At 63.2% G+C, this 22,285-nt stretch carries 16 protein-coding genes and 1 tRNA gene; 12 read left to right on the top strand and 5 right to left on the bottom strand.

Going from position 1 to position 22,285, the window contains the following annotated elements; genetic code table 11:
* Positions 1-31: 31 nt before the first annotated feature.
* The 12 genes from LBK75_10535 to LBK75_10590 all read left to right on the top strand — a co-directional run bounded on the left by LBK75_10535 (position 32) and on the right by LBK75_10590 (position 15,459).
* Positions 32-502, top strand: a complete 471-nt coding sequence (locus LBK75_10535; protein MDR1158717.1) for a septum formation initiator family protein — start codon at positions 32-34, stop codon at positions 500-502.
* Between the two features lie 151 nt (positions 503-653).
* Positions 654-2,930, top strand: a complete 2,277-nt coding sequence (locus LBK75_10540; protein ID MDR1158718.1) for a PASTA domain-containing protein — start codon at positions 654-656, stop codon at positions 2,928-2,930.
* A 41-nt stretch (positions 2,931-2,971) separates the two neighbouring features.
* A complete protein-coding gene (locus LBK75_10545) occupies positions 2,972-4,432 on the top strand; it encodes a UDP-N-acetylmuramoyl-L-alanyl-D-glutamate--2,6-diaminopimelate ligase (GenBank protein MDR1158719.1) in 1,461 nt (486 codons plus the stop codon).
* Between the two features lie 6 nt (positions 4,433-4,438).
* Positions 4,439-5,413: a phospho-N-acetylmuramoyl-pentapeptide-transferase gene (mraY, locus tag LBK75_10550; protein ID MDR1158720.1), complete on the top strand. Its 975-nt coding sequence runs from the start codon at positions 4,439-4,441 to the stop codon at positions 5,411-5,413.
* Positions 5,414-5,532: 119 nt separating this feature from the next.
* A complete protein-coding gene (ftsW, locus tag LBK75_10555) occupies positions 5,533-6,645 on the top strand; it encodes a putative lipid II flippase FtsW (protein ID MDR1158721.1) in 1,113 nt (370 codons plus the stop codon).
* 30 nt (positions 6,646-6,675) lie between these two features.
* Complete coding sequence (locus tag LBK75_10560) at positions 6,676-7,827, top strand: UDP-N-acetylglucosamine--N-acetylmuramyl-(pentapeptide) pyrophosphoryl-undecaprenol N-acetylglucosamine transferase (GenBank protein ID MDR1158722.1); 1,152 nt, start codon at positions 6,676-6,678, stop codon at positions 7,825-7,827.
* A 102-nt stretch (positions 7,828-7,929) separates the two neighbouring features.
* Positions 7,930-9,246 carry a UDP-N-acetylglucosamine 1-carboxyvinyltransferase gene (murA, locus tag LBK75_10565; protein MDR1158723.1) on the top strand — a complete coding sequence of 439 codons (1,317 nt, stop codon included), beginning with the start codon at positions 7,930-7,932 and terminating at the stop codon, positions 9,244-9,246.
* A 12-nt stretch (positions 9,247-9,258) separates the two neighbouring features.
* A complete protein-coding gene (locus LBK75_10570) occupies positions 9,259-10,191 on the top strand; it encodes an FtsQ-type POTRA domain-containing protein (GenBank protein ID MDR1158724.1) in 933 nt (310 codons plus the stop codon).
* Positions 10,192-10,417: 226 nt separating this feature from the next.
* On the top strand, positions 10,418-11,515 hold the full coding sequence (ftsZ, locus tag LBK75_10575; protein ID MDR1158725.1) for a cell division protein FtsZ: 1,098 nt from the start codon (positions 10,418-10,420) through the stop codon (positions 11,513-11,515).
* A gap of 193 nt (positions 11,516-11,708) precedes the next feature.
* Positions 11,709-11,800 (top strand) — tRNA-Ser (locus tag LBK75_10580).
* A 443-nt stretch (positions 11,801-12,243) separates the two neighbouring features.
* Positions 12,244-13,671 (top strand): HD domain-containing protein, encoded by a 1,428-nt coding sequence (locus LBK75_10585; protein ID MDR1158726.1) that lies wholly within the window; start codon positions 12,244-12,246, stop codon positions 13,669-13,671.
* A 162-nt stretch (positions 13,672-13,833) separates the two neighbouring features.
* Positions 13,834-15,459, top strand: coding sequence for a collagen-like protein (locus LBK75_10590; protein ID MDR1158727.1), 1,626 nt, complete (start codon positions 13,834-13,836; stop codon positions 15,457-15,459).
* Positions 15,460-15,554: 95 nt separating this feature from the next.
* Here LBK75_10590 and LBK75_10595 read toward each other — a convergent pair whose 3' ends face one another.
* The 5 genes from LBK75_10595 to LBK75_10615 all read right to left on the bottom strand — a co-directional run bounded on the left by LBK75_10595 (position 15,555) and on the right by LBK75_10615 (position 22,258).
* Complete coding sequence (locus LBK75_10595; protein ID MDR1158728.1) at positions 15,555-17,732, bottom strand: DNA topoisomerase III; 2,178 nt, start codon at positions 17,730-17,732, stop codon at positions 15,555-15,557.
* A gap of 101 nt (positions 17,733-17,833) precedes the next feature.
* Positions 17,834-18,754, bottom strand: a complete 921-nt coding sequence (locus LBK75_10600) for an aldo/keto reductase (protein ID MDR1158729.1) — start codon at positions 18,752-18,754, stop codon at positions 17,834-17,836.
* Between the two features lie 60 nt (positions 18,755-18,814).
* Positions 18,815-19,741 carry a nucleotidyltransferase gene (locus LBK75_10605; protein ID MDR1158730.1) on the bottom strand — a complete coding sequence of 309 codons (927 nt, stop codon included), beginning with the start codon at positions 19,739-19,741 and terminating at the stop codon, positions 18,815-18,817.
* A gap of 144 nt (positions 19,742-19,885) precedes the next feature.
* Positions 19,886-21,091, bottom strand: a complete 1,206-nt coding sequence (locus LBK75_10610; protein ID MDR1158731.1) for an aspartate kinase — start codon at positions 21,089-21,091, stop codon at positions 19,886-19,888.
* Positions 21,092-21,109: 18 nt separating this feature from the next.
* Positions 21,110-22,258 (bottom strand): homoserine dehydrogenase, encoded by a 1,149-nt coding sequence (locus tag LBK75_10615; protein MDR1158732.1) that lies wholly within the window; start codon positions 22,256-22,258, stop codon positions 21,110-21,112.
* Positions 22,259-22,285 lie beyond the last annotated feature (27 nt).

Here is a 22,285-nt window from a genome sequence, read left to right on the forward strand (position 1 = left end):
TGTCCCTATTTTCGGTCAGGAGGTGTTCCCCATGAGCACGCAGGCTGCAAATGTGGCACAGGACCTCTCCCGTTTTGACAACCGGCGCCGTGTACGCGAGGCCGTAGCACAGGATATCCTGGAGCAGTCGGCCGTCAAAACGCGCGCGCAGTCACGGGCCAAAGAAAAGGTTCGTGTATCCGGCTGGATGCTGCTGGGTTTCGCGACATTTGCCGCCTCCATGTTCGTCGTCGTCCACTCCCATGTGCGGCTCGCGGAACTGTCCGCGGAAACCGGCGCGCTGTCTCGGGAGATCGCGTCGTTGAAACAGGAAGCCTCCCTCCTGCAGAAGTTGGGCGACGGCAAGGTCAATCTGGCGGCGATCGAGCGGATCGCCACGGAGGAACTTGGGATGACCAAACCCACACGCGACCAAGTGATCTACATCGATCTGTCCGACGGCGACCATGCTGTCGTGTTGAAAAAACCGGGCGGCTTTTGGCGCGATCTGTTCGGCGGCTGATCCTTTTGGCCGCCCCAGGCGCGTTTCGCCGCTTTCGGGGCATACCCGCGCGCGCGCTACCTATACATAGAGAGAGGAAGGAGTGGGGAGACAGATACGAGCTCCCCCTTCCGTGTTATGCCCCGCGCGGCAACCGAGAGGTGGGGGTTTTATGTCAAGAGCGTCCAAACAGATGCCGGCGTCCCGCCGCGCGAATCGCACTGTACTTTTTCGCACCTTTGTGCTGATGGCCCTCTGTGGCGTCGGCCTCTTTGTGCCGCTCGGAATGAAACTCTACGACATCCAGATCGTAAACCACGACAAATATGAGCGAATGGCGGTGGAACAACAGACCAGAAACACGGTGATCTCGCCGCTACGCGGGACCATCTTCGACCGCAACTACAAGACGCTGGCCGTGTGTGCCAGTGTGGACACCGTCTTCATCTCTCCGGTGGACATCGAGAGCGAGGATCAGGCCCAACTCGTCGCGCGCGGGCTGTCGGAGATCTTGGACGTGGACTACGAAACCATATATGCAAAGACACAGAAGAAAGACCGCCAGTATGAGGAGATCCGCAAAAAGGTTGAGAAAGACTTGGCCGACCGGGTGCGGACTTTTATCTCAGACAATAAGCTCCAGCAAATCGTATATGTGACGCCGGATTCCAAGCGCTACTATCCGAACGGTAACTTCGCCTCCCATGTCCTCGGTTTTGTCAGCGACGACAATCAGGGGCTGGACGGCGTGGAGGCCGTCTACGACGAAAGCTTGAAGGGGACGCCGGGCCGGGTGGTGGCCGCACGGGACGCCAAAAATCGCGTCATGCCCTTCCAATATGAGAAGCATTACGACGCGCAGGACGGCCTGGGTGTCGTCCTCACGCTGGACGAGACGATGCAGCACTTTTTGGAGAACCATCTGCAGACGGCTCTGGTGGAAAATGATGTGCGCAACAAGGCGGCCGGCATTGTCATGGACGTGAAAACCGGGGAAATCCTGGCGATGGACACCCGATACGGATACGACCCGAACGAACCGCGGACGCTGACGGACCCCGCCGCCCTCGACACGCTCTCGGGCCTTGAGGGCGAGGAACGGAGTGCGCTGCTGAAAGACGCGCTCCTCGCGCAGTGGCGCAACAAGATCGTAAACGATACCTATGAGCCGGGCTCGACCTTTAAGATCATCACGGCGGCGGTGGCGCTGGAGGAGAAGGCCGTCTCTCTGGACGACACGTTCTTCTGTACAGGTTCGATCATGGTGCCCGGTTGGAATAGGCCCATCCATTGCCATAAACTGGCCGGCCACGGCGCAGAGACTTTCGTGCAGGGCGTGCAAAACTCCTGCAACCCAGTGTTCATCACGGTGGCCCAGCGGGTCGGGCAGACACGGTTTTACGACTATTTCCGGGCTTTTGGCTTTACGGAGAAAACCGGTGTCGACTTGCCCGGCGAATCGGGCAGTGTGTTCCACTCGCAGGAGGCCTTCCACGAGGACACGGTCGCGCTGTCGACCTACGCCTTCGGCCAGACCTTCAACATCACGCCGATTCAGCTCATCACGGCGGTGTCGGCGGTGGCCAACGGCGGCAGCCTGATGAAGCCGCACATCGTCCGGGAACTGACGGACGATCAGGGCCGCGTGGTTCGAAGCATCCAGCCCGAGGCGGTCCGGCAGGTGATCTCCGGCGAGACCTCCCGGACATTGTGCGAGATCCTGGAATCCGTGGTCAGCAAGGGCACCGGCATAAACGCTTATGTCAAGGGCTTCCGCATTGCCGGTAAAACCGGCACGTCCCAAAAGCGCGACCCGGCGACGCACGAGTACATGTCGGGCAAGTACGTCGTCTCATTTGTGGGCTTCGCCCCGGCCGACGACCCGCAGGTGGCCGTGCTGGTCCTGCTCGACGAGCCAATGTACGGCCCGCCGAACCTGCGCACCGGCGGCGGTATGGCGGCGCCGGTGGTGGGCCGCATCATGTCCGACATTTTGCCTTACATTAATGTCGCGCCGCAATACACGCCGGAGGAGGCCGCCACGTTGGAAATCACCGTGCCGACGGTGAGCGGGCTGCCGGTGGCGGAAGCGGAACAGCTTCTGAAGGACCGAGAGATCGGATACTCGGTAAAGGGCCGGGGCGACATGGTGTCCGCGCAGGTGCCGGCCGCCGGCGCACAGGTGCCCGGTACGGCCGAGATCATCCTCTACCTGGGCGATGCGCAGCCACCGGAGAGCGTGACGGTACCGGACGTGGTCGGGATGACGGCCGAACGGGCCAACCGGGCGCTGGTAAACGCGGGGTTTTACATGCGGGCCATGGGCGCCACCACCGCCGTGGGCGGCGGTACGATCGTGGCGGCCCATCAGAGTGTGGCGGCCAACACGCAGGCGCCTCCCGGCGCGACCATCGAAGTGGAATTCTTCGACACAAGCCTGCGGGACTGACGCAGCCTTCGCGTGGGCGGGCGCAAATCAAGGGGGAGCATATGAAACTGGTGGAACTGCTAGCAGAGATCACACCCGTCTCTCTGGGGGCCGACCCCGGCCTGGAGGTAAAGGGACTGTGCCTCGATTCTCGACGGGTGTCGGTGGGGGACCTGTTTTTTGCCGTACCCGGCACCCATGAGGATGGAGCGGCCTATATCCCCCAGGCGCTGGCTGCCGGCGCGGCGGCCGTCGTGACGGAGACGGAGACAGACACCGCGACGCCGTCCGTGCGCGTGTCCGACCTGCGCGCCGCAATGGCCGCGATGGCCGCGCGTTTCTATGGGTACCCGGCCGCCCGTCTGCGCATGATCGGAGTCACGGGCACGAACGGCAAGACCACCGTCACGCACATCGTCAAGGGCATTTTGGAGCGGGCCGGCGGTTTTCGGGTGGGTCTCATCGGCACCAACGGCAACTGGATCGGCGACACGCCTCTGCCCTCCGAGCACACAACGCCCGACATCCTGACACTGCAGGCACTGCTGTCCGGGATGGCCGAAGCGGGCTGCACCCACTGCGTGATGGAGGTTTCATCCCATGCGCTCTCCCAACGCCGCGTGGACGGCGTCGAATTCCGGGAGGCGCTGTTCACAAACCTCACGCAGGACCACATGGACTATCACCGCGACATGGAAGCGTATTTTCGCGCCAAAGCGCTGCTCTTTCAGCAATCCGACGCCGCCGTGCTGAATCTGGACGATCCTCATGGCCAGCGGTTGGCGGAGGACTCCGCCCTCAACTCCATCACCTATTCGACACAGCGCGACGAGGCGGATGTGGTGGCCAAGAACATCCGTTTCAAGGCCAACCGGGTTGAGTTCGAAGTCGTGACTACCTCCGGCATCGCCCGGATCGAATGGGCGACGCCGGGTCTCTTCTCCGTCTACAATGCGCTGGCCGCCGTGGCGTGCGCGCTGATGGAGGGCGTCGCGCTGCGGGACATCGCGGCGGCGACGCGGGAAATCCCGCCGGTGCGCGGACGCATGGAGGTGGTGCCGGGGCCCGAAGGCGTCACGGTCGTCATCGATTACGCCCATACGCCGGACGCACTGGAGAACCTGCTCTCGGCCGTGGGCGCGTACCACAGCGGACGCGTCATCACGCTGTTCGGCTGCGGCGGCGACCGAGACCGGGGCAAGCGCCCTCTGATGGGAGCCGCCGCGGCGCGGTTGTCGGATCTCGTCATCGTGACCTCCGACAATCCGCGTACGGAGCCGCCGGCACAGATCATTGAGGAGATCATGGCCGGCGTCCCGACGACCGGCGCGCCCGTGCTGGTGGTAGAAAACCGCGTCGAGGCCATCGGCCGGGCGCTCGCAGAGGCCAAATCGGGGGACGCGGTGCTGCTGGCCGGTAAGGGACACGAGGACTATCAGGAGATAAACGGGCAAAAATTTCCGCTTGACGAACGCGAGGTCGTGGCCGATTGGGTCCGTCAAACGCAGGAACAGGAGGGGTAGGCACCCATGGTCAGACTGCTCTGCGCCTTCGCCCTCTCCTTCGGACTGACGGCCGCATCCGGCCTGTTGCTGCTGCCGCTGCTGCGCCGGCTGAAGCTCGGCCAGAGCATCCGCGAGGAGGGACCGCGCTGGCACATGTCCAAATCCGGCACCCCCACGATGGGCGGCCTTATGTTTGCCGCCGGCGTCACGGCCGCCGTGCTGCTCCTGGGGCTGCCTTATCTCGCGCAGGGCCGCTACGAGCATCTGCTCGCTCTGGCTTTCGCCTGGCTCTATGGGGGTATTGGCTTTGTGGATGACTTCTTCAAAGTGGTGCACCACCGCAACCTGGGGCTCACGGCGCTGCAAAAACTGATACTCCAGCTCGCCGCCGCCGCCGCGCTGCTCGCGTTTATGCGACTGCTCGGCTACACGACGGCAGACGTCTATCTCCCGCTCTTTGGCGTGACTGCGCCGCTGCCTTGGATCCTGTTCCTGACGCTGGCGCTACTGTATGTGGCGGGGTTCGTCAACGCCGTCAACCTGACCGACGGCGTCGACGGGCTGTGCAGCGGCGTGACGCTGCCCGTGGCCATCTTTTTCGCGGCGCTCTGCCTGGCCTGGAACCGCCCCGCGCCCGCTCTGTTTGCGGCGGCGCTGGCCGGTGGGACGGCCGGTTTTTTGCTGTACAACTTTCACCCGGCGCGGGTGTTCATGGGCGACACCGGCTCACTGTTTTTGGGCGGTGCGCTGTGCGGACTCGCGATGGCGGTCGACGCACCCTTGCTGTTGCCGCTCGTGGGACTCGTCTACCTGATCGAGATCGTGTCGGTCGTTTTGCAAGTGGGATATTTCAAGGTGACGGGCGGCCGGCGGCTCTTCAAAATGACGCCCATCCACCACCATTTTGAATTGTCCGGGTGGAGCGAAACCAAGATTTTCTGCGTGTCCTCCGCTCTGACGGCGCTCCTTTGTCTGGCGGTCTACCTGGTTGAACGGTGATAAATATTCCAATAATTGGAAAGGACGGGATGTTTGTGGATGAGCTGGATACGGGCCGCCGCCCGGACGCGCGGACATACGGCAAGCCGGAGACGCTCGAAAGGCCCCACAAGGGGCCCATGGACCTGCCCTTTCTCATGCTGGTCGTCATGCTCTCCGTCATCGGGCTCGTGATGATGTTCTCCGCCAGCTACGCCTCGGCGCTGAACGACGCGGGCACAGGTTACAACGCCGCCTATTACTTCATGCGCCAGGGCTTATTTGCCGTGCTGGGGATGGCCCTCATGCTGCTTATCTCCCGTCTCAATTATCAGGTTTTCCGCCCGCTGGCCGTGCCGCTCATCGTCGCTTCCGTCGTGCTGCTGATCTCGGTCCTCATCGTCGGCGTGGAGCGGAATTCCGCCAAACGATGGATCGACCTGGGTCTCTTTCAGTTCCAGCCCTCAGAAATCGCAAAATTGGCTGTCATCGTGTGTTTCGCGGCGATGATCTCCGTCTATAAGGACCGCATGAAAACATTCCGTTACGGGGTATTGCCCTTTGCGGCCATTCTGGGCGTCATCTCGTTTCTCATGTATCTGGAGCCGCACCTGTCCGGGACTGTGCTGATCCTGGGCGTCGGCGGGGCGTTGATGTTTGTCGGCGGCGTGCACTGGGGCTGGTTTGCCGGCCTCCTCGGCGCCGGCGGCTTCGGGATCTATCTGATCCTGACGACGGACTTCCTGGGCCGGGTCCTGCCCTACGCCATGAGGCGCATCGAGATCTGGCGCAATCCCTTTCTAGATCAGCAGGGCAGCGGCTACCAGGCCATCCAATCCCTGTACGCCATCGGCTCCGGGGGGGCGTTCGGGCTGGGTCTCGGCAAGAGCCGGCAAAAATATCTCTACTTGCCGGAGGAACATAACGATTTTGTGTTTGCCATTGTCTGCGAGGAACTGGGTCTCATCGGCGCGTGCGTCGTGCTGCTGTTGTTCGCTGTGCTCATCCTGCGCGGGTACTGGATCGCCATTCACGCGCGGGACCGTTTCGGCTCCCTGATGGTGACCGGTATCGTCACCCTGCTCGCGATGCAGACCTTCTTCAACGTGGCGGTCGTCACCAATCTGATCCCTGTTACCGGCATGAGCATGCCCTTTTTCAGCTACGGGGGGACTTCCCTGCTCATTCAGCTCATGGAGATGGGCATTGTGCTGGCTGTTTCCCGCCAAATTCCCGCCCCAAAATCGGGTTGACGCCGCCGGGGACGACGGAGGGATTGTCCGATGAAAATTCTATTCACCTGCGGCGGGACGGCGGGCCACATCAACCCGGCACTGGCGGTGGCGGGCCTGCTGCGGGTGCGGCACCCACACGCCGAGATCCTGTTTGTGGGCGCCGACGGCGGCATGGAGTGCGACCTCGTGCCGCGCGCCGGGTACCGCATCCAAACCGTGTCCATCCGCAGTCTGCGGCACCGGCTCACACCGGCGGCGCTGTGGTACAACCTCAAGGTACTGGGCGGCTTGACGGGCAGTCTCAGAGCCGCCGGGCGCATTTTGGACGCGTTTAAACCGGACGCCGTCCTTGGGACCGGCGGCTACGCCAGCTTCCCCGTCGTATACGCGGCGAGCCGGCGCAGTATCCCGTCGGTGGTCCATGAGTCCAACGCACTGCCGGGACTCACGACAAAACTGTTGGCCCGCCGGGCAGACCGGGTGCTGGTCAGCTTTCCGGAGGCTGTGTCCGCGTATCGCCGCCCGGATCGGGTGGCGGTGACGGGCACGCCGGTGCGGCAGGCGTTTTTGGAGACGGACCGGGACGCGGCGCGGCGCGCACTCGGGCTCGACGAGAGGCCCGTCGTACTCTCTTATTTCGGTTCGTTGGGAGCCCGCGATATGAACCGGCACATGGTAGATTTCATCCGGCGCGAAAGTGAGGCGGGAGCCTTTCAGCATCTTCACGTCACCGGCCGGTTCGGCTGGGCCTGGGTGCCGGAGGCGGTCCGCGAGGCCGGCGTCGAGCTGACGGCGCACCCCGAGATCCGGCTGTCCGAATATCTCTACGACATGCCCACCGCCATGGCGGCGGCCGATCTGCTCATCACGCGCGCCGGCGCGTCGACACTGGCCGAGCTGACAGCCGTGGGCAAACCCGCCATATTGATTCCCTCGCCCAACGTCACAGGCAATCATCAGGAACAAAACGCCCGCATGCTGGCGCGCCACGGCGCCGCGGTGCTGCTGCCGGAGTCGGCATGCGGAGACGGGGCGCTGTTCTCCGCCGCGAATAGCCTGCTTCGGGAAAACGCCAAACGGGAGGCGATATCGGCCCGTCTGCGCGATCTGGCGATCTTGGACGCAGCCGAGAAAATTTATCACATTGTGATGTCTCTGGTAGCCAAACGCAGTGCATATGGGCCAAGTGAGAAGATCTAAGCGCCCGCGGCGTCGGTCACACATTCTCCGCAAAAGTCGCATAAGATGGGTCAGTGACGCATAGGGCGTCAACTTGCGCCGGGCGGCGGCGGGGGATTGGAAATGAACAACAATGCGTTGGTGATCAGAGGGGGGCGGCCGCTGCGCGGCGCCGTCGGCATCCAAGGGGCCAAAAACAGCGTGCTGCCTATTTTGGCGGCGACTATTATGGGCGGGGGTGAGCAGGTGGTGCGCCGCTGTCCCCGACTCAGCGACGTGGAATCGACCTTTCACATCCTCCGTTACCTTGGCTGCCGCGTGCGGCGGGAGGGGGACGCCGTGGTGGTTGATCCTCGCCCGATGGATCGCTGCGACGTACCGGACCGTCTGATGCGGGAGATGCGCTCTTCCGTTGTGTTTTTGGGCGCGATCCTGACGCGGTCGGGCGAGGCTTGCATGAGTTTCCCCGGGGGGTGCGAGTTGGGTCCGCGGCCCATCGACCTCCATCTGTCCGCCCTCCGCACACTGGGCGCGGAGATCTTTGAAGTGGGCGGCAATCTCATCTGCCGGGGACACCATATGGTGGGCCGCGAAGTAAATCTCACCTTCCCCAGTGTGGGAGCCACGGAAAACATCATGCTGGCCGCCTGCGGCGCGTCGGGTGTCACGCGGATCACAAACGCGGCGCGCGAGCCGGAGATCGAAGATCTGCAGCACTTTCTGCGGGCCATGGGCGCGCACGTGGAGGGAGCGGGCAGTTCCACCGTCGTCATTGAAGGGGGACGCACGCTGCACGCGGCCGAGTATGCGATCCTCCCCGACCGCATCGCCGCCGCCACATACCTAGCGGCTGGGGCGGCGGTTGGCGGGACGATCACGGTGGAAAACGTCCGCCCGGAACATCTGTCGACGGTGACGTCCATCCTAACCGAGGCGGGCTGCGAAGTCCGTGCCGGGCACACCCACATCACACTGCAAAGGGGCACGCCGCTGCGCGCGGTGCGGCCCGTGCGCACGATGCCCTATCCGGGCTTTCCCACCGACGCACAGTCCCCGCTCATGGCAGTGACCGCCTGCGCGGAGGGCACGACGGTTTTTGTGGAAAATATTTTTGAAAATCGTTTTCGCCACGTCGGCGAACTGGCCAGAATGGGCGCCGACATCAAGGTGGCCGGGCGCGTCGCCGTCGTATGCGGCGTGCCGCGTCTGTACGGCGCCCATGTGCGCGCCACCGACTTGCGCGGCGGCGCGGCACTGTTGGTGGCGGCGCTCAGCGCGGAGGGAGAGAGTCGGCTGACCGGCCTGCGCCATCTCGACCGCGGGTACGAGGCGCCGGAACAACTGCTGGCGGCACTCGGCGCCGACATCCGGCGGGTGGAAGAACCGGACGCGGACGCCGGTGGCCCTGTCCAGCGGGCGGCTGGGGACGCGTGCGATTAGAGGGACTCGATTATGCCACGTTATGTGCAAAAAAATCGAAAACGACACAGAAAGAGGCGGGGCGGCCCCGTCTACTTTCTATTGAGTCTGGCTCTGATCGCGGCGGCGGTGATATTGGCTGTCGGCGTGTTTTTCAAGGTGACCCACATCGAGGTGGAGGGGTCCACAATCTATGCCCCCGTCAGCATCGTGGCGGCCTCGGGTCTCAAAGAGGGAGACAACCTGTTTTTCCTCCGCAAGAGCGCCGCCATTTGGGCCATCTTTGACGAATTCCCCTATGTCGAGCAAGTGCGTCTGCGGCGCCGGCTGCCGGGCACCATCGTCATTGAGATTACGGAACGCATCTCGGTAGGCATGGTCCCGCACGGGGGTGTTTTCTGGATGATCGACGGCTCCGGCAAACTGCTGGAGAAGATCGCGGTCCAAACGGCGGTGCCGAAGCCGATTGTAAAAGGCGTCACGCTGCTCTCGCCCGCATTGGGCGAGGACATGGCCCTGCCACAGAACGAACGGGAACGGCTGCGGCCCGCGCTGCGGCTGCTGCAGGCACTGCACTGGCGCTCGCTGTCGCCCCGGGTATCCGAGGTCGACGTGTCCCGTCTGGACCAGATCACGCTGGAATACGAGGGGCGGCTCCACGTCATCCTAGGCACGGCGGACGCCATCGACATCAAACTCACATTTATGGAAGAATCTATAAAAAAGCTCCCTGCCGGCGCGCGGGGGTCGCTGGACCTGGCGCGGGCGGAGGACAAAATCGCCTCCTATCTACCTGCCTCCGCGCCGCCGACGCCGTCAGAGAATCCGGACGAAATCGATCTGGAGTCGGATGAGGCAACCGGAGCGGATGGAGCGGAAACGCCGTCTGCGGAGGATACGGAGCGACCGACGGACGACGCCGTGTCCTCCGATGAGCGGGACGAGACAGGCGGCGCGGCAGCTTGACAAAACACACTTTCTGTTAAAACTTCAATAGAAATATGCGACCGGCTATTGACCGGACAGATAAAAAAAGATACAATAATTTAGAAAGAATAAAAGGGACGTTGTTTTTTTCATCTTTTATCCCGATTAATATAAAAGTCCGACATCGTTTTACAGGATGTGTTCCCAAATGCGGCCACTCTGCGGACAGGCCGCCGGGTAAGCTGAACATACAGGAGGAAGTGGCATGCCATTTGAAATGGATTTGGGTTCCGACAGCGTAGTATCCATCAAAGTGATCGGAATCGGCGGCGGGGGTAACAATGTCGTCAATCGCATGATGTCCGCAGGGATGCGCGGCGTGGAGTTTGTGGCCATCAACACGGACCGGCAGGCGCTTAGCAATTCCAATGCCACCCATAAGCTTCAGATTGGCGAGAAGCTCACCGGCGGCAAGGGCGCCGGCTCCGACCCAGAGATCGGCCGGAAGTCGGCGGAAGAGAACCGGGCTCAGATCGCCAAATTGTTGGAAAATACTGACATGGTTTTCATCACGGCCGGCATGGGCGGCGGCACCGGGACCGGCGGCTCCCCCATTGTAGCGGACATCGCCCGTGAGGCCGGGATTCTGACAGTGGGCGTGGTGACAAAGCCCTTCCATTTCGAGGGCAGCCGCCGCATGGAGCAGGCCGAGCGCGGCATCGAGGAATTGCGCGCCCGCGTGGATTCCCTTGTGGTGATCCCCAACGAGCGTCTCAAACACGTGACCGAGCAGAAGATCACTTTTTTGAACGCCTTTGAGATTGCGGACGACGTATTGAAACAGGCTGTGCAGAGTATCTCCGACCTCATCAAAATTCCCGGTCTTGTCAACCTGGACTTCGCCGACGTGGCCACGATCATGAAGGACGCCGGGTACGCCCATATGGGCGTGGGCCGCGCGGCCGGCAAGGGCAAAGCGGAGGACGCCTCGCGGATGGCCGTACAGAGCCCTCTGCTGGAGACCTCCATCAACGGCGCGAAGGGCGTGTTGATCAACATCACCGGCTCGGCCGACATCGGTCTGGAAGAAGTGGAGATCGCTTGCAACTTGGTGCAGCAGGCGGCGCACCGCGACGCCAACATCATCTTCGGCGCGGCTTTTGACGAGACGTTGGAAGACGAGATCCGCGTGACGGTCATCGCCACCGGTTTCGACGAGGCGGCGCCCATGAGCTCCGAAGCGGGCGGCGGCTTCTACTCCGCCCTGCAGCAGTCCGCCGGCGCCGCCGATTCATCCGCCAAGAATACGGACGACGATGACTTTGTCGACGGCGTCCTCTTCAAGATCTTCAACCGGAAATAAAGAGCCGTCGCCTACGGCAGGGCGGGGGTCTCCCCCGCCCTGCCGTAGGCAGACGCAAAATCTCTTGCAGAAAACCGAGGGCAGGGCTTGACTGCCGCTGCATCTTTGGCTATAATAAGAAAGTGTGTTTCTGGGGCCGGCCAAGCCCCGGATCACATGAGCTCCGTCCGATTCGGACAGGGCTCCGTTACACGGAGAGATGGCTGAGCTGGTCTAAGGCGCACGACTGGAAATCGTGTGTACCCCTTAAAGGTACCGGGGGTTCGAATCCCCCTCTCTCCGCCATTAGGAACAAATGCGAACCCCTTAAGGGTGATAATAACCCATGAGGTGTTCGCGTTTTTCTTTGCATTGCCGAAAGAATGATTGTTGAGGTTGACAGTCTGTGGTATAACCCGAGTTTTGCAGCAAGAAATAGCAAAGCGTTCGCAAAACCCGAGGGCCCAGGGGTTTGGGGCGTGGTCACAGGAAAAGGAGCGGTTATGCTAAAATGAAGCGAGCGAGCAAATTGTTAAATGTAAACCCCTCGAATTCGAGGGGTTTAGGAGAGAAGCCGGATTAAACGCTTTCACGCTGTCGCCAATGAAGTGGATTAAATCCACTGACGGCAAGGCAGCGGTCGTTCGTTTACGCCGATGAAGTAGACCTGCTGAACGTCACCCTGTTCGGGCAGACCGCCGCTGAATGGCGCAAAGCCAACCCGGACAAGGACGGCAATATGCGTGACTATGCCCCACCCATGTTACGATACGAACGAGGCGATGATTGTGCATATACCCTCCGGTGCGCGCGTTATCATCGATGCTTTGATGTCTTGCGGCTTTGAAGCGTATGCAGTCGGCGGCTGTGTGCGCGATTCGTTGATGGGACGAACGCCGCACGATTGGGACATCTGTACGTCGGCGCGGCCCGACGACGTCAGGGCCGCGCTGGGCGCTTGGTACTCTGTCATCCCGACCGGGGAAAAGTACGGCACCCTGACCGTTTCCGTCGACGGCGCTATGTTTGAAGTCACAACATTTCGCGGCGATGGCGTGTACTCCGACGGCCGACGACCGGACAATGTGGCTTTTTCGGACAACCTCCTCGACGACCTGGCGCGCCGTGATTTCACGATGAACGCAATCGCCTGCAGCCCGCAAACGGGGCTGGTCGATCCGTTTGACGGTCTTGGGGACATTCGGCGCCGCGTGATTCGGACCGTTGGGGCGCCGCAGGCGCGTTTTACCGAGGATGCGCTGCGCATCATGCGGGCCTGCCGGTTCGCGTCGGAACTCGGGTTTTCACTCGACCAGGCCACAGCCGCCGCGGTCACGGCGCTGGTGCCGATGCTCGCAAACGTCTCGGCGGAACGCATATCGGCGGAGCTGATCAAGTTGCTGCTGGGCGTCCATGTCGAACACGCGCTGTATGCGTACCGGGCCGTGCTGTCCGCCGTCGTGCCGCCGTTGGCCGCGCTGCAAGGACTGACACAGAATCACCCATACCATTTTTTAGACGCCTACCGGCACACCGCCAAAGTGGTGGCGGCCAGTCCGTCAGTTCCGGAGGTGCGCATGGCGGCGCTGCTTCACGACATTGGCAAGGCGGTGTGCCGGACAGTCGACGAGCGCAGCATCGTCCACTTCTACGGTCACGCCAAAGTGTCCGTGGAGGCGGCCCAGGCGCTGTTTGCCGAAAGGCTCCGATTCGGCGGCGACTTTTGTAAACGGGTGCTGCTGCTGGTACGCTATCACGACGCCGAAATCGCCGAAACCGGCGCCGGCATCAAACGCTGGCTCGCGCGATTGGGCGAACCGGCCTTTCGCCAGCTGCTCGATCTAAAGACCGCGGATGCGGCTGGTCACACAGACGCAGCCCGTGAGAAGCATGAGGCCAAAACGGAACGTCTCCGCCTGCTGCTCGACGAGGTGATCGCGTCGAGGGACTGCTACAGCTTGCAGTCCCTCGATATCAGCGGTCATGACCTGCTCGCGGCGGGTCACGAACCCGGTCCGCCAATCGGGCGGCTACTCCGCGCGCTCCTGCTCGCAGTGATCGACGGCATGTGCGACAATGAGAAGTCGGCGCTGCTCAAATATGCCGCGACGCTGGAGTCAGAGATGGTGCTACCGAAAGAGAGACCGCACAATTGGGAACATACAGGCGATTTTTAGTACTTCTTGCAGACCGCCGCCCTCTTCATGCCTACGCGCTCACACCAAACCTTTGACCGCCATACGATAGGTTTGAAAGGTGTGAGCGCTTTGTGTATCCAAAATGAATACGGCAGTTTGCACATATGCCCAAACTGCCGTTGCGGGAACGCGCAATGCCCCATGGGGCCACAAGGACCGCGGGGACCACAAGGGCCACAAGGCAATTCCGGGCCCCCTGGGCCGCAGGGGCTCCAGGGCGATACTGGCCCGGCGGGCCCGCAGGGACTCCAAGGCGACACCGGCCCGGCGGGTCCGCAGGGACTCCGGGGCGATACCGGCCCGGCGGGTCCGCAGGGACTCCGGGGCGACACCGGCCCGGCGGGTCCGCAGGGACTCCAGGGCCACACCGGTCCGGCGGGACCGCAGGGGCTCCAGGGCGACACCGGTCCGGCGGGACCGCAGGGGCTCCAGGGCGACACCGGCCCGGCGGGACCGCAGGGACTTAAAGGCGACACCGGTTCGGCGGGAACGCAGGGGCTTAAAGGCGACACCGGCCCGGCGGGGCCGCAGGGACCGCAGGGCCACATCGGCCCGGCGGGGCCGCAGGGACCACAGGGCAACACCGGCCCGGCGGGATCGCAGGGACCACAGGGCGCGCAGGGCCCGCAGGGACTCCGGGGCGCCCTGGGCCCGCAGGGAGCGCAAGGACCACAGGGCCACACTGGGCCACAAGGACCGCAGGGCGCCAATGGGACGGACGGCGTCGGCGTGAACATCAGGGGTTCCTATCAAACCGAGGCGGAACTTCTGGCGGCGCATCCGACCGGCCTTCCGGGAGACGCCTACTTGATAGGCGGAGCCTTGTACATTTGGAACAACACCGACCAGAGCTGGGAAAACGTTGGCAATATCAGAGGTCCACAGGGCTCCCAAGGGCCGCGGGGGCCGCAGGGCGACACCGGGCCCACCGGGCCGCAGGGGCCGCAAGGCGACACCGGACTCACGGGCCCCCGGGGACCCCAGGGCGGCACCGGGCCCGCGGGCCCGCGGGGCGACATCGGGACCGCAGGGCCGCAAGGACCGCGGGGCGACCCCGGACCCACCGGTCCGCAAGGGCTGCGGGGCGACACCGGACTCACAGGCCCCCGGGGACCCCAGGGCGACACCGGGTCCGCCGGCCCCCAGGGGCTGCGGGGCGACGCCGGACCCACAGGCCCTCGGGGACCGCAGGGCGATGCCGGACCCACAGGCTCTCAAGGGCCGCAGGGCAACCCCGGACCCGCCGGGCTGACGGCCATTCCGTTTGCTTCCCATACCGCGCCCCTCTCTGTCACGAACAGTGCGGGCAACGCGATCAGCGTCAGCGTCCTGTCTTTCGCCGGAACCTCTCCCGTGATCACGCTCGCGGCCAACGGAACTGCCGTACTCTCAAGAGACAATCAGGACGCCTTTTCTTTGCCCTTTGACGCCGTCATCGAAAACATCTATATGACCGTCAATATCCCTGCCCTTTTCACCTTTCCCGCCGGCATCGTTGTACGTCCGTTTCTGCAGCTTTACACCGCGGCGCCCGACAGCAACACTTTCGTCTCTCTACCGGCTACGAAACTCTCTCTGAAAACGGGGTACAGCGGCTCTGTACCGGCCAACACCCCACAGTCGGCCTCCGTGCAGCAGATCGGCCTGCGGCTGACCGCCGGCACCAGGCTGCTCATTGGCGGACATATGGAGATCACCGGCACAGGATCTCTCGCCCACAGCTATCTTTTTCATTTTACAGGCGGCATCGCCCTGAGACCGGTATAGGGCATTTTCAACAGAGAGTGCCCACAAAAACCCGAAAAACAGACGGGGGCGACACCCCGCCTGCCTCTCACAAAGCGCCGCTTTGCATTTTGATTTTATTCCTTTTCCTTGTTCTCCTGCCATTTCGCCAGCGCGGCCGCCAATGCGAAGTTGCCGCCGTCGGCGGGTTGCTGCCCGGCCAGGAATTTTTCCACCTCGCGTTTGCCGGCGCCCGTGTCGACGCGGCGTTTTTCGAAGTCAGCATACTTTTCACGGTACCCGCAGACACAGACAAAGATCCGCTTCTCCCCCTCCCCACGCAGTTCCAGTTTCTTGTGACAGTTGGGGCAGCGTGCGTTGGTTTGGATCGACAGACTCCGGCGGTAGCCGCACGCCCGGTCGGGGCAGACCAGCAGCTTTCCCTTCTTCCCATTTACGGCGAGCAGGAACTTCGAACACTCCGGGCACTTCTCTCGCGTCTGGTTGTCGTGGTGGTACACCGCGCTGCTCGCGATGACCTGGGAGACAAGGCGCGCGGTGTAGGACCGCATCTCCTCAAGAAAGGCGTCGCCGCGTGCCTGGCCCTGGCTGATCAGCATGAGCTGCTGCTCCCACCGGGCCGTCAGCTCGGCCGACTTTAGATCCGCCGGCACCAAGGATATGAGCTGGATGCCTTTGGACGTCGGCACCAGCTCCTTGCCGTGCCGCTCCATGTAAAACGAGGCAAACAACTTTTCGATGATGTCCGCGCGCGTGGCCGGCGTGCCGAGCCCGCTCGTGTTTTTCATGATGTCGCGCAGCGACCGGTTCTCCATCGGCGGGTTCTCCATGGCCGAAAGCAGCGTGGCCTCCGTGTAGCGGGCCGGCGGCTTGGTCTTGCCGGTCTCGATCGCACAGGAGAGTACGCGCAGCCTGTCTCCCTGGCGGATGACAGGAAGGTTCTGCGTGTCCTCCTCTTCCTCCTCCGGTTCGTCCGGCTCCGGCGCCTTCTCGTAGGCAGCCTTCCACCCAGGCGACTTGACGGTCTTTCCGCCGGCGGCAAAGCTCTCTTTTCCGATGGCGATGGTCAGCTTCGTCTCCTCGTACTCAAAAGGCTGTGAGAGCACCGCCAAAAACCGCCGCACAACGAGATCGTAGACCCTGCGCTCCTCCGGCGACAGCGCCGCCAGATTGACCGGTTCCTCCGTGGGAATGATGGCGTGGTGATCCGTGACCTTCGAGGCATCCACAAGATAACGCGTCGAGAGACGGCCGCGCAGCAGCGCGCCCGCGATCTCCCGGTAGGGTCCGACGGCGATACTCCGCAGCCGCTCCGGCAGTGTGGCCGCCACATCCGGCGTGATGTAGCGCGAGTCGGTGCGCGGGTATGTGAGCAGCTTGTGGCGCTCGTACAGCGCCTGCATGCAGGCGAGCGTCTCCTTGGCGGAGTAAGCGTAACGGCGATTGGCGTCCCGCTGCAGCTCCGTCAGATCGTAGGCGGCGGGCGGGGCCTTGCTCTTAAACTGCTTGGCCACCGTCGTCACCACGGCGCTCTTCCCCTGGACGGCGGCCAGAATCGACTCGGCCGCCGTGCGGTCGAAGAGCCGGCTCTGCTGCTGCACCCCGACCCACCGGGCGGAAAATCCCTCGAACTTCGCGCGGATCGTGTAAAATTCCCGCGGCTGAAAATTTCGGATCTCCTGCTCCCGTGCGACGATGAGCGCGAGCGTCGGCGTCTGCACCCGCCCGCCGGAGAGCTGCGCATTGTATTTGCACGTCAGCGCGCGCGTGACGTTGAGCCCGACCAGCCAGTCCGCCTCGGCGCGGGCCTGCGCCGAGAGATAAAGGTTGTCGTACGCACCGCCCGGCCGCAGGGAGGCAAATCCCTCCTTGACCGCCTTGACCGTCTGCGACGAGATCCACAGGCGTTTGAGCGGTTTCCGACAGCCGGCTTTGAGCAAAATCCAGCGCGCCACCAATTCCCCCTCGCGGCCGGAGTCTGTGGCGATGACGATCTCGCCGATGTCGCCGCGCTTTAGCAGGGACTGCACAACGCGAAACTGTTTTGAGGTCTCTTTGATCACGACGAGCTGCATCTTCTTCGGCAGCATGGGCAGCGACTCGAGGTTCCATGTCTTGTACTGCTCGCCGTAGGCCTCGGGATCGGCCAGCGTGACCAGATGGCCGAGCGCCCAGGTGACCACATATTGGGGACCCTCCAGGTAGCCCTCCCCGCCCTGGCGCGCGCCCAACACTTTGGCAATCTCACGCGCGACAGACGGTTTTTCCGCCAGGACCAATGCCTTACCCGGCATCGGCGTCCCCTCCTTTCCCACAGGGGACCGGCGCGACGCCGGTCCCCCTCTTGTTTCAAATGAACTGCCGTATCCGTCGTACCCTCGGAGATCTGTGCCCGTCAGGGCAGCTTGTTGCCCGCCGCGAGATAGATCTGGTACCACTCCTCGCGGGTCAGCGTCACATCCGCCGCGCGGACACAGTCTTGCAGCCGCTGGACGTTCATGGTGCCAATCACGGGCTGCATCCGCGCGGGGTGCCGGAGCAGCCAGGCGATGGCGATCGTCGTATTCGACACCCCGTAGGCACCGGCCAGCTCATCGATCCTGGCGTTCAGCGCCGGGTATTCGCCGCTGTCGAGGAATACGCCCGCGAAGGTGCCGTATTGGAACGGCGACCACGGCTGCACCGTGACGTCGTGCAGGCGGCAATAATCCAGCACCCCGCCGTCCCGGTCCACAGCGGCCTCGTCCAACGTGTTGACGAGGAGCCCCTGTGAGATCATGGTCGCAAACGCGACACTGAGCTGGAGCTGGTTCGCCACGATTGGCCGGGAGAGGAACTTTTGCAGCAACGCCATCTGCGTCGGGTTCTGATTGGAAACGCCGAGGTGGCGCACTTTTCCCGCGCCATGCAGCACCTCAAACGCTTCAGCCACCTCCTCGGGCTCGACCAGCGCGTCCGGACGGTGCAGCAGCAGCACATCCAGGTAGTCTGTTTTGAGGCGCTTTAGGCTCCCGTCCACAGAGCGCAGGATGTGTTCTTTGGAAAAGTCATACATGAGTCCCGGCACGATGCCGCACTTCGACTGCAGGATGAGCGTCTCCCGGACGCCGGGGCTCATTGAGACGGCCTGCGCGAAGATCTCCTCGCAGACGCCGTTGCCGTAGATGTCGGCGTGGTCGAAGAAGTTGGCGCCGAGCTCCAGGGATGTCCGGACAAAGCGCTCCGCCTCAGACGGACTCAGTCCGTTGATGCGCATGCAGCCCACCGCGACCACAGGCACCTGCAGGTCCGACCGGCCCAGCTTGATGGTTTTCATGGTGCTTAAGCCTCCTTGTATATTGTATATATTGTGAATGCGTTATCGTCAACCGGCGGCCTATTGGCCGGCCGTCCACAGGGGCGTCGGGTAGCGTCCGATCTCGTGCATCTCCGCCATCGCGTCAATTACGGCGTCCCGGTCCTCCCGATAGGTGACGCCGTACCAGGTCTCGCCGCTCTCAAGGACCCGGACGTCCGCCAGATCCCGCCGCAGGAGGCCGTCCACCTCGCGGGGCAGCAGATACTCGCACCCAAGCGGGTCCTCTGGCAGCCGACTGTCGAGAAAGGCCGGGAAATCGGCCGCCGCCGCGTCGAGAAAGCTTTCGTCGAACCCCCAAAAATTCATCGACACCAGCGTACTCGCCGGCAGATGGCGCCAGGCGCCACCCTCGAAGAAGCGCGCGCCGCCGGGTGTCTTCTCCAAGCCGGCGCGCTCCGTGACGCGCGCGAGAAAACCGTGCGCATCCGCTTCACAGACGCCGCGTGTGACGCGGCCGTAGTCGGTCAGTGTGTTTTCGATCCGGTAGCCCACCATACAGTAGTGGCGGCGGCCATCTCGCGGGCGGAACGCCGTCAGCCACTCGTGGACATGCCGGAAGGCTGCGGGGCCGTAGTAGTCGTCCGCGTTAATCACCGCAAAGGGGCCGCGCACCTGGCCGCGCACAGCCAGCACGGCGTGCGCCGTGCCCCACGGTTTCACACGCCCCGCCGGCACGGCATACCCCGTCGGCAGACTGTCCATATCCTGGTAAGCATAGGAGACGTCGGCATACTGCCCGATACGGGCGCCGGCGATCTCGGCGAATGTCCGCTCCATCGCGCGGGTGATGATAAAAATGATTTTCTGAAATCCGGCGCGCACCGCGTCGTAGACGGAGTAATCGATGATCACCTCTCCGCGTGCGCCGACCGGTTCGACCTGTTTGAGGCCGCCATAGCGGCTGCCCATACCCGCCGCCATAACGATCAGCACCGGTGTTTCCATGCTCCCAACTCCCATGTTTTTCTATGCGGGCGCCGCCCGTTCCGGCTCTCCCCCGCCCTCCATTTTTTCCGCACCGCAAAAAACGGGGCGCCGTCCCAATCCCCTTTCTGCGATATGTGGTAAATTATCTAATTAAAATCAGCATCAGCCGAAAAATTTGTCATGGATGACTTGAACGGCCTGCTTGGCGTCGCGCGCGTCGATGAGGACAGACACTTTGATCTCGCTGGTGGAGATCATCTGGATGTTGATGTTAGCCGCGGCCAGCGCCTCGAACATCTCGGCGGCCACGCCGGCATTGCCCACCATACCGGCGCCCACAATCGAAACCTTGCTGATCGCGTCGCTGATCACCATGTCGGCGTAACCAATCACGTCGCGGTGCTCCTCCAGGATGGCGCGGGCCGCAGCCAGCATCTGTTTTTGCACGGTGAAACTGATGTCTTTGGTATCGCTACGACCGATGGACTGCAAGATGACGTCGACGTTGATCTTCTTGGCCGCCAGCAGCGAGAAGATCCGGAAAGCCTTGCCCGGCATGTCGTCCAAACCGACCAACGCGATGCGCGCCACGTTGTCGTCCCGCGTGACGCCGCTGACATTGAGCTGTTCCACTTTCAATACCTCCTTGACTTGGGTGCCGGGCTGGCCGGTGAAGCTGGAGATGACCTCCAGCGGAACATGGTACCGCTTGGCCATCTCCACCGAGCGGTTGTGCAGCACGCGCGCGCCGAGGGAGGAGAGCTCCAGCATCTCGTCGTATGTGATCTCATCCAGCTTGCGCGCCTCGGGTACGGCCCGCGGATCTGTGGTGTATACACCGTCCACATCCGTATAGATCTGGCACAGGTCGGCCTTCAGGGCGGCGGCGATGGCGACGGCGGTCGTGTCGGAACCGCCCCGGCCCAGGGTCGTCACATCGTCGTAGCGATTGATACCCTGGAACCCGCACACGACCACGATGTTTTTCCGATCCAATTCCACACGCAGGCGCTCGCTCTCCACCTTTTTGATGCGGGCATTGCCGTAGTTGCGGTCCGTCTTGAGGCCTACCTGCCAGCCTGTCAGAGAGACCACCGGGAGCCCCAGCGTCTCCATCGCCATCGCAAACAGCGCCACGGAGACCTGCTCCCCGGTGGACAGCAGCATGTCCATCTCACGGGGCGAAGGGCTCTTCGACACCTCCCGGGCTTTGGCAATCAGCTCGTCTGTGGTGTCGCCCTGCGCCGAGAGCACCACGACGACCTCATGCCCGGCCCGGTAGGTTTTCGCCACGATGCCGGCCACCCGCCGGATACACGCGGCGTCGGCCACCGAGGTGCCGCCAAACTTCTGCACAATCAAGGACATCCGGGATTCCCCCTTTTTTTACAGTATTCGCATGCAGCCGGCCGGGGGGTGGGGCAGCGTCGCCTCCCAGACCGTCCGCTCGGCGCGCGTCATGGGCTCGGTAATGGCGCCGCCGGCCTCGTCCAGCCGCACATACCAGGCTGTCCGCAAATCCTCGTCTGTCAGCGGCGTCCGGGAGACGGCGGGCTGCCAGCCGACCCATTTGCGTGCGCTCATGTGCTTGACAGAGTCGATGATATCGGCCACCACCGCGGACGCGGTGGGCAGCGCGCCCGCCCCTCGGCCGTAAAACATGACCTCGCCGATGGCGTCGCCCTCCATCCAGATGCCGTTAAACACGTCGTGCACGCCGGCCAGCGGATGTTCGTCCCGCACAAAGTGAGGCGCCACGTAAAGGCAGGCGAGACCGCCGTCCGGGCCGGGCAGCGCCCGGCCGAGCAGTTTGATCTGGCAGCCGTGCGCGTGGGCAAAGCTCACGTCCGCCCGTGTGATGCCGGCGATGCCTTCGGTGGCCACCTGCTCCGGATACACATGCCGGCCGAAGGCAAGGGAGGCCAGGATGCAGATCTTGCGGCAGGTGTCTTTGCCGTGGATATCGTCCGACGGATCCGCCTCCGCGTACCCCAGCGACTGAGCCCCAGCCAACGCCTCCTCAAAAGAGACGCCGGCGCGGATCATCTGGGTGAGCACATAGTTGGTCGTGCCATTTAATATGCCGGTGATCTCGCGGATATGATTGGCTGCCAGGCACTGCGAGAGTGGGCGCAGCACTGGGATGCCGCCCCCTACGCTGCCCTCGAAGAGATAGTTTAAGTTGCGCGCCGCCGCGATCGACTGCAACTCGGCTCCGTGTTCGGCCACGAGCTCCTTGTTGGTGGTGACCACATGTTTGCCGGCCAGCAGCGCCCGGCGGGTGAACGTCAGCGCGGCGCCGACGCCGCCGATACACTCCACCACCACCTGAACTTCCGGATCGTTCTCGATGATCGCGAAATCCTGCACCAAGAACCCGGCGTACGGCGAATCCGGGAAGGCGCGGATGTCTAAAATGTATTTCAGTGTCACCGCCTGCCCGGCTTTCTCTGCGACGCGCCCGGCGTTTTGCTCAAGCAACCCGACAACCCCGGCGCCCACGACGCCAAACCCCAAAACCGCAACCCCTGCCATAGCGTTCCGTCTCCCTTCGCGCGACGG

The organism is Oscillospiraceae bacterium (genome assembly GCA_031265355.1).
GTDB lineage: Bacteria > Bacillota > Clostridia > Oscillospirales > UBA929 > JAIRTA01.